Source organism: Luteimicrobium sp. NPDC057192, assembly GCF_042670205.1.
Lineage (GTDB): Bacteria > Actinomycetota > Actinomycetes > Actinomycetales > Cellulomonadaceae > Luteimicrobium.
The window spans coordinates 41071-53194 of sequence record NZ_JBHUWD010000008.1 but is presented as its reverse complement, the minus strand read 5'-3'; the positions used below and the strand labels follow the sequence as shown (position 1 = coordinate 53194).

Below are 12124 nucleotides of genomic sequence, written 5' to 3'. Positions count from 1 at the left end.
GACCGTCACGGGAGCCCCGGGCGTCGGGCGGATCCCCGTCGTGGAGGTCTCCCCAACGATCGCCGAGGGCCGCTGGCCGGCGAAGGCCGCGGTCGGCGAGCTCGTCCCGGTCGAGGCGACGGTCTTCCGCGAGGGGCACGACGCGGTCGCCGCCACGGCCGTCCTCGTCGGCCCCGACGGGCAGGACCGGTTCACCTCGCCGATGGTCGACGTCGCCCCCGGGCTGGACCGGTTCCGCGGCTTCGTGTCGCCGGACGAGACGGGCACGTGGGGGCTGCGCGTCGAGGGCTGGTCGGACCCGTACGCGACGTGGCGCCACGACGCGGGCATCAAGATCCCCGCGGGCATCGACGTCCAGCTCATGCTCGCGGAGGGCGCCGCCCTGTTCGAGCGCGTCCTGGCCGTCCCGGGGCGCCCCGGCGCGGAGCAGGAGGTGCTGCGGGCCGCGGCCTCCGCGCTGGCCGACGCCGGACTGCCGCCCGAGGTCCGCTTCGCGGCCGCCACCAGCGACCAGGTCCTGGCCGCGCTCGCGCACCACCCGCTGCGCGACCTGGTCTCGCCGTCGGACACGTACCCGCTCGTCGTGGACCGCCCGCTGGCGCTCGCGGGCTCCTGGTACGAGCTCTTCCCCCGCTCGGAGGGCGCGAAGCAGGCGCGCGACGGCTCGTGGCGCTCGGGGACGTTCGCGACGGCGTCGAAGCGGCTCCCCGCGATCGCCGCGATGGGCTTCGACGTCGTCTACCTGACGCCGGTGCACCCGATCGGTACGACGTTCCGCAAGGGCCGCAACAACTCGCTCACCCCCCAGCCGGGCGACCCGGGCTCGCCGTACGCGATCGGCTCCCCCGACGGCGGCCACGACGCGATCCACCCGGACCTCGGCACCTTCGACGACTTCCGCGCGCTCGTCCGCAAGGCGCGCGACCTGGGGCTCGAGGTGGCGCTCGACGTCGCCCTGCAGTGCTCGCCGGACCACCCGTGGGTCACGGAGCACCCCGAGTGGTTCACGCGCCGCGTGGACGGCAGCATCGCGTACGCGGAGAACCCGCCCAAGAAGTACCAGGACATCTACCCCCTGAACTTCGACAACGACCCGGAGGGGATCTACGAGGAGATCCTGCGGGTGCTGCGGGTGTGGGTCGACGCGGGCGTCACGGCGTTCCGCGTGGACAACCCGCACACGAAGCCGCTGCCGTTCTGGGAGCGCCTGCTCGCCGAGTTCCGCCGCACGAACCCGGAGGTCCTGTTCCTGTCCGAGGCGTTCACCAAGCCGGCGATGATGCGGACCCTCGCGACGGTCGGCTTCCACCAGTCGTACACGTACTTCACGTGGCGCAACACGCGCGACGAGCTCGCGGAGTACCTCGAGGAGGTGTCGGGGCCGCTGGGCTCCGTGATGCGGCCGTCGTTCTGGCCGACGACGCACGACATCCTCCCCCCGTACCTGCAGCAGGGCGGAGTGGCGGGCTTCGCGGTGCGGGCGGTCCTCGCGGCGACGGGGTCGCCGACGTGGGGCGTCTACTCGGGCTACGAGCTCGTCGAGAACGTGCCGCGGCCGGGCGTCGAGGAGCAGATCGACAACGAGAAGTACGAGTACAAGCCGCGCGACTGGTCGCGCAGCGACGACCTGGGCATCGCGCTGCTGCTCGGCCGGCTCAACGAGGTGCGCCGCGAGCACCCGGCGCTCCGCCAGCTCCGCAACCTCACCGTCCACCCGACGGCGAACGACCAGGTCCTCGCGTTCTCGCGCCGCCTGCCGCCGTCGTCGGAGTCGGGGGCGAGCACGGGCACGCGCGCGGACGCCGTCGGCGATACGGTGCTCGTCGTCGTGAACCTCGATCCGCACCACGTCCAGGAGACGACGGTGTTCCTCGACCTCGACGCCCTGGGCGTCCCCGAGGACAGACGCCGCGACGATCCGTGGTTCCCCGTCCTCGAGGCCCACGACGAGCTGTCGGGGGCGACGTTCGCGTGGGGCAAGAACGCTTACGTCCGGCTCGACCCGACCGTCCAGGTGGCGCACGTCGTGCACGTGAGGGCCTCATGACCCCGGACGGCACGACGGGCATGACGCCCCAGCACCTCGTCTCGGCGCCGCCGACGGCGCCCATCCCGACGTGGGCGCTCCCGCCGGCGCAGCAGCCCCACCCGCCGGGCCTCGAGCGGCACGGCCTGTCCGAGGACCCCGAGTGGTACAAGACGGCGGTCTTCTACGAGGTCATCACGCGCGCGTTCTCGGACGCCGACGGCGACGGCACGGGCGACCTGCGCGGGCTGATCGAGCGACTCGACTACCTCCAGTGGATCGGCATCGACTGCCTCTGGCTGCCGCCGTTCTACCCGTCGCCCCTGCGCGACGGCGGCTACGACATCTCCGACTACACGGCGATCGCGCCGCAGTTCGGCACGATGGCGGACTTCCTGGAGCTCGTCGAGAAGTCGCACGAGCGGGGCATCCGCATCGTCATCGACCTCGTGATGAACCACACGAGCGACGCGCACCCGTGGTTCCAGGCGTCCCGCAACGACCCGGACGGGCCGTACGGCGACTTCTACGTGTGGAGCGACGACAACACCCGCTACCCGGACGCCCGGATCATCTTCACGGACACCGAGACGAGCAACTGGACCTTCGACCCGGTGCGCCGCCAGTACTTCTGGCACCGGTTCTTCTCCCACCAGCCCGACCTCAACTTCGACAACCCGCACGTGCAGGACGCGATGATCGACGTCGCCCGGTACTGGCTGCAGGTGGGCGTCGACGGGTTCCGGCTGGACGCGGTGCCGTACCTGTTCGAGCGCGAGGGCACGAACTGCGAGAACCTGCCCGAGACGCACGCCTTCCTGCGCCGCGTCCGGAAGATGGTGGACACGGAGTTCCCGGGCCGCATCCTGCTGGCCGAGGCGAACCAGTGGCCGAACGAGGTGGTCGAGTACTTCGGCACGGAGGAGGAGCCGGAGTGCCACATGTGCTTCCACTTCCCCGTGATGCCGCGGATCTTCTACGCCATCAAGGACCAGCGGCAGGCCCAGCTCGTCGACATCCTCGCGGACACCCCCGAGGTCCCGTCGGGCAGCGGCCAGTGGAGCACGTTCCTGCGCAACCACGACGAGCTCACGCTCGAGATGGTCTCGACGGAGGAGCGTGCCGCCATGTACGGCTGGTACGCGAAGGACCCGCGCATGCGCGCGAACGTCGGGATCCGACGGCGCCTCGCCCCCCTGCTCGACAACTCCCGCAAGGAGATCGAGCTCGCGCACGCGCTGCTCCTCAGCCTGCCCGGGAGCCCGTGCCTGTACTACGGCGACGAGATCGGGATGGGCGACAACATCTGGCTGCCGGACCGCGACGCCGTCCGCACGCCCATGCAGTGGACGCCCGACCGCAACGCCGGCTTCTCGACGGCCGACCCGGGCAAGGTCTACCTGCCGCTCGTCCAGTCGCTCGTGCACCACTACGCGCACACCAACGTCGAGGCGCAGCTCGCGCAGCCCACGTCGCTGCTGCACTGGCTGCACGGCATGCTCAAGGTCCGGCGGCAGCACCGCGCGTTCGGCGTGGGGTCCTACACCCAGGTCCCGACGACGCGCGAGTCGGTCCTCGCGTACCTCCGCTCCAGCGGGGACGAGACGATCCTGTGCGTGGCGAACCTGTCGTCGACGGCGTCGGCCGCGACGCTGCGGCTGCCGGGGCACGCCGGCGCGCTCCTCGCCGACGTGTTCGGCGGGGCCGCCTTCCCGGCGGTCGGCGAGGACGGGCGCGTCGACGTGACCCTCGGCTCGCGCGACTTCTACTGGCTCGTGCTCACCGACCCGCGACAGGAGGCGCCGCTGCCGTGATGCACCAGCAGCCCGGGCCGCAGGGCCCGACCGCACCGTCGGCGTCGCCGACCGGGCCCGACGACACCGTCCTGGGCCCGGTCGGGGCCACGGCCGTCGTCGGCGTGCTCGCACCGTGGCTCCCCGCCCAGCGCTGGTACCCGGTCAAGGGCGTGGCCACGCGCGTCCGGCTGGTGCGCACGGTGCCGCTTGGCCCGGGGGTCGTGTCCCTCCTCGTCGCGGTCGAGCGTGCCGACGACGACGGCGCACCGGTCCCGTCGGCGGCCTCGCCGGACGCCCCGCTCCTGCACGTGCCGGTGGTCGTCGAGCCGGCGCCCCCGGACGGTCGGACGCCGCCCGGGAGCGCCGTCGGCTCGCTCGTCCGCGAGGGCCTGCGCTACCTCGTGCACGACGGCGCACGACACCGGGCGTTCTGGGCGGCTGTCCTCCGGGGCGCGCGCTGGGAGGACGGCGCAGGCTGGTCGCCGCGGCCCGGTCCCGGGGGTGCGGACGGCCCGGACCTCACGGGGGCCCGCGTGGTGGCGGGTGAGCAGTCGAACACGTCGGTCGTCATGCCGCAGGTGGCGGGCGGCGCGATCCTCAAGGTCCTGCGGACGGTCGCGCCGGGGCCCAATCCCGACCTCGACGTGCCGCGCGCGCTGGCCCGGGCGGGCTGGCACGGCGTCCCGCGCCCGCTCGCGTGGTGGTCGGTCGACGCCCCGGCGTCGGCCGCCCAGGCCGCCGAGCTGCACCTCGCGATCCTGTCGGAGCTCGTGCCGCGCGCCGACGACGGGTTCGAGCTCGCGTGCGCGTTCGCGGGCCGGGCGGAGTCGTTCGCGGGCCACGCGGCCGCGCTCGGCACGCTCGTCGCGCAGCTGCACGCGGCGCTCCGCCGGGCGTACGGCACGGGACCGGCCGTCGACGGGGCGTGGTTGGTCGACGACCTGCGGGCCCGCGCGGTGCGGGCCGTCGGCGAGGCCCCGACTCTGGCGCGACGCGAGGCGGGGATCGCGGTCGTGCACGCGCGCGCCGAGGCGGCGCTCGCGGCGTCGGGCGACCGGCACGCGCTGCCGCGCCTCCAGCGGATCCACGGCGACCTGCACCTCGGGCAGGTGCTGCACGGCGCGGACGGCTGGCGGGTGCTCGACTTCGAGGGCGAGCCGCTGCGCCCGGTCGCGGAGCGCACCCGGCCGGACCTGGCGCTGCGCGACGCCGCAGGGATGCTGCGGTCGTTCGACTACGCCGCCGCCGTCGGGCGGGCGCACACGTCGCGCTGGGCGGCCGAGGCGCGCGACGCGTTCTGGGCCGCGTACCGGGCCGGGCGGGGCGACGACCCGGCCTCCCCGCCCCCGGGCGCGGGTGCGCAGGACGACCTGCTGGCCGCGCTCGAGCTGGACAAGGCGCTCTACGAGGTCGTCTACGAGGTGCGGAACCGGCCCGACTGGGTCGGTATCCCGCTCGCCGGCGTGGACCGGATCCTCGAGCGCGCGGCCGGCTGAGCGGCCCGGCCCCAGCCGTCAGCGGCGCGCGGCCGCCCGCGTCTCGGGCGCGGACGCCGGGAGCACGACGCTCGACTGCCGCGGGACGAGCTCCGACTGCAGGACCATCGCGGCGGCGCCCACGGCGGCGGCCTCGTACGCGTGCGGCGAGATCGTCACGCCGACGGGGTGGTTCCCACGTGCGAAGTAGCGGTTCTCCAGCTCGCGCCGCACGACCGGCAGGTACACCGACCCGGCGACGCCGAACGACGGCCCCGTGAGCACGACGTGGTCGGTGTCCATGATGGTGGCGACCGTGTGCGCGGCGACCGCGACGTAGCGCGCGGAGTCCTCGAGCAGCGCGAGCGCGGCGTCGTCGCCCTGGAGCGCGAGCCGCGCCACGGCCGCGAAGTCGCCCGTCACCGAGGCGCCCGTGCCGGGGGCGTCGAGCAGGCCGCGCTCGCGCGCGGTGGCGACGACGGTCGCCGGGCCGGCGAGGATCTCGACGCACCCGCGGTTGCCGCACCAGCACTCGGGGCCGTCGAGGTCGACGCAGATGTGCCCGAGCTCGACGGTGTTGCCGCTCGCGCCGCGGTACGGCATCCCGCCCACCACCACGCCTCCCCCGATGCCTGTGCCCATGTAGACCGCGGCGAGGCACACCGACCCGGGGACGGCGCGAGCCCAGTGCTCCCCGAGCGCGCCGGCGGTCGCGTCGTTGTCCATGAGCGTCGGCAGGCCGATGGACCGCTCGAGCGCCTGGGCGAGCGGGAAGTCGGACCAGTCCGCGAGCGTGGGCGGCGTGAACGCCCCCGCACCCTGGAACACGGGCCCGGGCATCCCGACGCCGACGCCCAGCACGCGGTCCCGGGCGACGCCGGCCGCCGAGATCACGGCCCCGATCTCGCCCGTCATCCGGGCCACGACCTCGACGGGCCCCGCCGAGCCGATGCCGGCCCGGCGGGTCCGCGCCACGATGTCGCCCCCGAGGTCGGTCACGACGTACGTGACGCTGCCGTGGTCCAGGTGGACCCCGACGGCGTAGCGCGCGGTCGGGTCGAGGCGCAGCATCGTGCGCGGCTTGCCGCCCGTCGACTCCGCGGTCCCCACCTCGGTGACCAGCCCGTCGTCGATGAGCCGACGGACCACCGTGGACACGGTGGCCCCGGTCAGCCCCGTCCCGCGGACGAGCTCGACCCTGCTGATCGTCCCGGCCGCGCGGACGGCGTCCAGGATCACGGAGCGGCTGTTCGCGTGGGTCGAGACCGACCCCGCCGCCGGCATCGACACGGGAGCTCCCTTCGTCCCCGGCGGCTCAGGCGAGCTCCGCGAGCCGGCGCTCCGGGTTGGGCGCCGCCGCGGCGAGCAGGCGGGTGTACTCGTGCTGTGGGTTCAGGATGACGTCGTCGGCCGGTCCGCGCTCGACGATGACCCCCTTGTACATCACGAGGATCTCGTCGGAGAAGTGCCGTGCCGTGGCGAGGTCGTGCGTGATGTACAGGGCCCCGAGGTTCTCCTGCCGCTGCAGGTCGCCCAGCAGGTTGAGCACGCCGAGGCGGATGGAGACGTCGAGCATGGACACCGGCTCGTCCGCGACGAGGATACCGGGAGACGGCGCAAGGGCCCGGGCAATGGCGGCGCGCTGCCGCTGCCCGCCCGACAGCTCGTGCGGCCGCCGGGCCGCGAACGTCTCGGCGGGGTCGAGCCGTACCCGGTGGAGGAGGTCGTGGACGCGCGCCTCGACCTCCGCCCGCCCGAGCCCCGGCTGGTGGAGCTGGACCGGCCGGGCGATGTGGTGCCCGATCGAGTGGTACGGGTTGAGCGACGCGAACGGGTCCTGGAAGACCATCTGCACCTGGCCGCGGTAGGCGTGGCGCCCGCGCCGGCTGCGCGGCACGGGCTTGCCGTCGACGAGGATCTGGCCCGAGGTGGGCCGTTCGAGCTGGAGGAGCATCTTCGCGATCGTGGACTTGCCCGACCCGGACTGCCCGACGAGGGCGATGGTGCGCCCGGGCTCCAGGACCAGGGACACGTCGTCGACGGCCCGCAGCGTCTTGCTCCCCCCGCCCCCGCGCACGTGGTAGTCCTTCGTGACTCCGCGGAGCTCGAGGGTGGTCATGCGTCCGCCTCCTCGGCGTCGTCGGTCGGGGCCGTGCCGGCGCCCGGGGTCGGTTCGTCCGCGTCGGACGAGGCTGCTGCGGCGCGCACGGTGGTGTCGACACCCGTCCGCACGAACCCGCCCCGCTCCCCCGTCAGGCTGGGGAACGAGCTCAGCAGGGTGCGCGTGTACTCGTGCTGCGGCTGGGTGTACAGGGTGCGGGCGTCCGCGAGCTCGACGATCCGCCCCTCCTTCATCACGGCGATCCGGTCGCTGATCTCGAGGAGCAGCGGCAGGTCGTGCGTGATGAAGACGACCGCGAACCCGAGCTCGTCGCGCAGCCGGGAGATCTCGTCGAGGATCTCGCGCTGCACGACGACGTCCAGCGCCGTCGTGGGCTCGTCCATGATGAGGACCTGCGGCTCGAGCGCGAGCGCCATCGCGATCATGACGCGCTGGCGCATGCCGCCCGACAGCTCGTGCGGGAACGCCTTGAGGCGGGCCGGGTCCACCCCGACGCGCTCGAGGAGCTCGCCCGCGCGGCGGCGTCGCTCGGCCTTCTTCATCTCGGGGCGGTGCGTCGTGAAGACGTCCTCGAGCTGGGCCCGGACGTTGATGACGGGGTTGAGCGAGTTCATCGCGCCCTGGAACACCATCGCGACCTTGTCCCAGCGGAACTGGCGCAGGTCCTCGCCGTGCATGGCGGTGAGGTCGACGGCGAACCCCTCCCGCGAGTGGAACTCGATGCTCCCGGAGGTGATGACGGCGGGCGGCTTGAGCAGGCGCGTCACCGCGTAGGCGAGCGTGCTCTTGCCGCAGCCCGACTCGCCCGCGAGGCCGAGCACCTCCCCGCGTGCGAGCTGGAGCGAGACGTTCCGGACGGCGTGGACCGGGTCGTCGACGAGGTAGTCGACGCTCACGTCGTCGATGGTGAGCACGACGGGGCCGGTGGGTGCGGCACCGCGCGCGCGGTCCAGCGTGGGGGCGCTCACAGCGAGTCCTCCTTGACGTCCTCGAGCTGCTCGTCGGTCAGGCGCCAGCGCTTGCGCTGCGAGCGCGTCTGGCTGCGGAGCTTGGGGTTGATGGCCTCGTCGATCGAGAAGTTGATGAGCGAGAGCGCGGCGCCGAACAGGGCGAGCAGGAGGCCCGGCGGGATGAACCACCACCATGCCCCGAGCCGGAGCGCGAGGCCGTTCTGCGCGTAGTAGAGCATCGTGCCCCACGTGAACGAGTTGCTCGCCCCGAGCCCCAGGAACGACAGCCCGGCCTCGCCGAGGATCGCGAAGATGATCGCGAACATGAACTGGGAGGCGAGCAGCGGGATGAGGTTGGGCAGGATCTCCACGAGGATGACGCGCCACGTCCGCTCGCCCGCGACCTTCGACGCGAGCACGTAGTCGCGGCCGCGGAGCGACAGCGTGAAGCCGCGGATCACGCGGGCCGACCCGGCCCAGCCGGTGATGGCGAGCACGACCGCGATGAGCCAGATGCTCTTGTTGGGGACGTAGCTCGAGATGATGATGACGAGCGGAAGGCCGGGGATCACGAGCGCGATGTTCGTGATCAGGTTGAAGACCTCGTCGGTGACGCCGCCGGCGTAGGCGCCGATGATCCCGAACAGCGACGACAGGATCACCGTGAGGACCCCGACCACGACGCCGATCGTGAGCGACCCGCGCGACGCGTGGGCGAGCTGCGCGAACACGTCCTGCCCGGTCTGCGTGGTGCCGAGCAGGTGCCCGTCGCCGGGCGGCTGCAGGCCCACGTCGGAGATCGCCGACGGGTTCTGGGTGACGAACGGCCCGATGATCGCGAACAGGGCGATCGCGGCGACGATCGAGGAACCGACGACGAGCTTCGCCGTCAGGCGGGGACGCGCGCGCTTCCGCTTCGGTCGCGGGCCGGGGAGGTGCTCGCGCGACTCGACGGCGCCTGGTTCGAGGGACTCGGAGAGGGTGACGGACACGGTGGGCCTCCTAGCCGCGCTGGCGGGTGCGCGGGTCGATGACGGCGTACAGGAGGTCGACGAGCAGGTTCGCGCCGAGGACCGAGAGCGTGATGACCAGGAAGATGCCCTGCATCAGCGCGTAGTCGTTCGAGTTCACCGCCTGCAGGAGCGCCGACCCGATGCCCGGGTAGGAGAAGACGGCCTCGGTGACGATCGAGCCGGCGACCACGAACCCGAGCGAGATCGCGAAGCCGGCGACCGACGGCAGCACCGCGTTGCGCGCCGCGTAGGTCCGCATGATCCGGGCCGAGCGCAGGCCCTTGGCCTCCGCGGTGACGATGTAGTCCTCGGCGAGCGTCGAGACCATCATGTTGCGCATCCCGAGCATCCAGCCGCCGATCGACGAGACGACGATGGTCGCCGCGGGCAGGATCCCGTGGGAGATCACCGAACCGATGAAGGCGGGGTCCCAGCCCGGGGTCGTGGTGTACGGGTCGTAGCCGCCGTTGAGCGGCGAGATCATCCACACGCTGCCGAACAGGTACAGCAGGATCAGCGCGAGCCAGAAGTACGGGATCGACTGGAACATCGTCGTGACGGGGATGAGGCTGTCGAGCCACGACCCGCGCTTCCAGCCCGCGAACGTGCCGAGGCCGACGCCGAGCACGAACGAGATCACGGTCGCGATCCCGATCAGCCCGACCGTCCACGGCAGGGTCTGGCCGATCACCGTCGACACGGGGGTCGGGTACATGGAGACCGACACCCCGAGGTCGCCGTGGACCAGCTGGCCCAGATAGCTGACGTACTGCGACCACAGCGACTGGCTGGAGTCGGCGCCGAGGAGCAGCTCGATCGAGTGGCGCGTCGCGGGCGTCACGGGCCCGTGCTGCGCCAGCTTCGACAACATGATGTCCACCGGGTTCCCCGGCATCAGCCGGGGGATCAGGAAGTTCAGGCTGACGGCCGCCCAGAGGGCGATGACGTAGAACCCGATCCTTCGGGCAAGCGTTTTCATGCGTGCGCTCCGCTCCTCGGCACCGACCCGGTCACTTGGCCGGCGTGAGGTTCTTCAGGACGATGCCGTTGTCCCAGGCCTTCCACGTCGCCGCGAACGCGTACTTGTCGTCGTTCGTCGGCCACCCCGTCGCCCGCGAGTTGTTGAACTCGGTGAGCGTCGAGTTGAGGTAGATCGGCACGTACGGCATGTCCTTGACGATCTCGGTCTGGATCTTGGCGTACTCGGCCTTCTGGACGGCCTCGTCGTTGGTCGCACCGGCGGCCGCGAGGGCCGCGTCGACCGTCGCGTTCTTGTAGCGGGCGAAGTTGCCGGCGGACGCGGAGTCGCCCACCTTGGCGGTGTTCGCCGAGTTGTACTTGCCCTGGTAGGTGAAGTACGGGTTGCTCGAGGCGCCGAGACCGATCGAGTCGAGCGAGAGCTCGTACTTGCCCTGCGTCTCGTTCGCGTTCCACTCGTTCCACGCGAGCTGCGACGGCTTGAGGTCGATGCCGACCGCCTTGAACTGCTGCTTGAGCGTGTCGTTGATCGAGATGTAGTCGCTCCAGCCGGTCACGGTCTGGATGGTCATCGACAGCTTCTGGCCGTCCTTCTCACGGATGCCGTCGGAGCCCTTCGTCCAGCCGGCCGCGTCGAGGAGCTCGTTCGCCTTGGCCGTGTCCGCGGTCTGCGGCGCGGTGACGTTCGCCTGGTCGGCGATCCAGTCCTGGTCGCGGTCCGGGAGCAGGAGGGTCGGCGACGCCTCGCCCGCGAACCCGCCGCCGGCGAGCTTGTTGAGCTGCGTGCGGTCCATCGCGTAGTACATGGCCTGACGCACGGCGGGGTCGGTCTGCGGGCCCTTGCAGCCGAGCTCGGTGCTCGAGCAGGTGAAGATCGACGTCGTCAGCGCGGGGGTGTTGACGTAGCTGAGCTCCTTGTGACCCTTGAGGAGCTGGTCGAGACCCGGCAGGTACGAGCTCATCCAGTCGACCTGGCCCGCGGTGAGCGCGGCGGACGCGGCGTCGGCGGTGTCGAGCGCGATGTACCGGATCTCCTGGATCTGCGGCTTGCCGGACTCCCAGTAGCTCGGGTTCTTCTCGAGCGAGTAGCTCTGCGCCGCGAACGACTTGAGCATGTACGGGCCCGTGCCGACCGGCTTGACGTTGGGGTCCTTGGTCGGGTCTGCGATGTCCTTCCAGATGTGCTCGGGAACGATCGCCTGGTTGCCGAGGACGCTCGGCTCCTGGGTGAAGGAGTTCTCCTTGAAGGTCAGCACGACGGTCGTGTCGTTCGTGGCCTTCGCCGTCGCGGCGAGCCCCGTCGTGTTGAGGGCCGGGGTCTTGTTGATGAGGTTGAACGTGAACGCGACGTCCTTCGCGGTGAAGGGCTGGCCGTCGGACCACTTCACGCCCTCACGCGTGGTGATCGTGAGCTCGGTGCCCTTGTCGTTCCACTTGTAACCGGTGGCGAGCAGCGGCTGCGGGTCGGCCTTGGTCGCGAGGTTGTAGTAGTACAGCGGCTCGTAGATCACGCCGAGCGTCGGCTGGAGCGCCGTCCCGGACATGAACGGGTTGAAGTTCTCGGTGATCGTCCCGGTCGACCCGTTGAAGATCGTGATGGACGAGTTCTTGGCGTTGCCGGCGCCGCCGCCCCCGGTGCTGTTCTGCGTCGAGGAGCCGCCCGAGGAGCAGGCGGCGAGCACGAGGGCGGTGGAGCAGGCGATCGCCGCGAGCGCGACGGTGCGGCGCCGTGCGCGGCGCCCTGGACGGAGGACCTTCATCGTG

General features: G+C 72.0%; 9 protein-coding genes. 3 read left to right on the top strand and 6 right to left on the bottom strand.

Annotated features, from left to right (window positions below; all coding sequences use genetic code 11):
• Nucleotides 1-40 precede the first annotated feature (40 nt).
• From ACFT5B_RS06060 to ACFT5B_RS06050, 3 genes are read left to right on the top strand one after another with little or no spacing between them, the layout of a single operon-like run.
• Nucleotides 41-2047 (top strand): maltotransferase domain-containing protein, encoded by a 2007-nt coding sequence (locus tag ACFT5B_RS06060; protein ID WP_386797131.1) that lies wholly within the window; start codon nucleotides 41-43, stop codon nucleotides 2045-2047.
• A complete protein-coding gene (gene treS, locus ACFT5B_RS06055; RefSeq protein ID WP_386797080.1) occupies nucleotides 2044-3840 on the top strand; it encodes a maltose alpha-D-glucosyltransferase in 1797 nt (598 codons plus the stop codon). The genes ACFT5B_RS06060 and treS overlap by 4 nt, the downstream gene beginning before the upstream one ends.
• Nucleotides 3840-5318, top strand: a complete 1479-nt coding sequence (locus ACFT5B_RS06050; RefSeq protein ID WP_386797130.1) for an aminoglycoside phosphotransferase — start codon at nucleotides 3840-3842, stop codon at nucleotides 5316-5318. Before treS ends, ACFT5B_RS06050 begins: the two co-directional genes overlap by 1 nt.
• An 18-nt stretch (nucleotides 5319-5336) precedes the next feature.
• Here ACFT5B_RS06050 and ACFT5B_RS06045 read toward each other — a convergent pair whose 3' ends face one another.
• The 6 genes from ACFT5B_RS06045 to ACFT5B_RS06020 are packed head-to-tail and all read right to left on the bottom strand — an operon-like array spanning nucleotide 5337 to nucleotide 12120.
• Complete coding sequence (locus tag ACFT5B_RS06045; RefSeq protein ID WP_386797129.1) at nucleotides 5337-6581, bottom strand: ROK family transcriptional regulator; 1245 nt, start codon at nucleotides 6579-6581, stop codon at nucleotides 5337-5339.
• A 31-nt stretch (nucleotides 6582-6612) separates the two neighbouring features.
• A complete protein-coding gene (locus tag ACFT5B_RS06040) occupies nucleotides 6613-7416 on the bottom strand; it encodes an ABC transporter ATP-binding protein (protein WP_386797079.1) in 804 nt (267 codons plus the stop codon).
• Nucleotides 7413-8387: an ABC transporter ATP-binding protein gene (locus ACFT5B_RS06035; protein ID WP_386797078.1), complete on the bottom strand. Its 975-nt coding sequence runs from the start codon at nucleotides 8385-8387 to the stop codon at nucleotides 7413-7415. Before ACFT5B_RS06035 ends, ACFT5B_RS06040 begins: the two co-directional genes overlap by 4 nt.
• The gene (locus ACFT5B_RS06030; RefSeq protein ID WP_386797077.1) at nucleotides 8384-9361 is read right to left on the bottom strand and encodes an ABC transporter permease; all 978 of its coding nucleotides are present in this window, start codon (nucleotides 9359-9361) and stop codon (nucleotides 8384-8386) included. The genes ACFT5B_RS06035 and ACFT5B_RS06030 overlap by 4 nt, the downstream gene beginning before the upstream one ends.
• Nucleotides 9362-9371: 10 nt before the next feature.
• On the bottom strand, nucleotides 9372-10361 hold the full coding sequence (locus ACFT5B_RS06025) for an ABC transporter permease (RefSeq protein ID WP_386797076.1): 990 nt from the start codon (nucleotides 10359-10361) through the stop codon (nucleotides 9372-9374).
• 31 nt (nucleotides 10362-10392) lie between these two features.
• Nucleotides 10393-12120, bottom strand: coding sequence for an ABC transporter substrate-binding protein (locus ACFT5B_RS06020; RefSeq protein WP_386797075.1), 1728 nt, complete (start codon nucleotides 12118-12120; stop codon nucleotides 10393-10395).
• Between the last annotated feature and the right edge of the window lie 4 nt (nucleotides 12121-12124).

Coding starts and splice junctions, on each gene's coding strand:
- ACFT5B_RS06020 (WP_386797075.1), bottom strand. CDS start 12,120: ATGAAGGTCCTCCGTCCAGGGCGCCGCGCACGGCGCCGCACCGTCGCG.
- ACFT5B_RS06040 (WP_386797079.1), bottom strand. CDS start 7,416: ATGACCACCCTCGAGCTCCGCGGAGTCACGAAGGACTACCACGTGCGC.
- treS (WP_386797080.1), top strand. CDS start 2,044: ATGACCCCGGACGGCACGACGGGCATGACGCCCCAGCACCTCGTCTCG.
- ACFT5B_RS06025 (WP_386797076.1), bottom strand. CDS start 10,361: ATGAAAACGCTTGCCCGAAGGATCGGGTTCTACGTCATCGCCCTCTGG.
- ACFT5B_RS06045 (WP_386797129.1), bottom strand. CDS start 6,581: ATGCCGGCGGCGGGGTCGGTCTCGACCCACGCGAACAGCCGCTCCGTG.
- ACFT5B_RS06050 (WP_386797130.1), top strand. CDS start 3,840: ATGCACCAGCAGCCCGGGCCGCAGGGCCCGACCGCACCGTCGGCGTCG.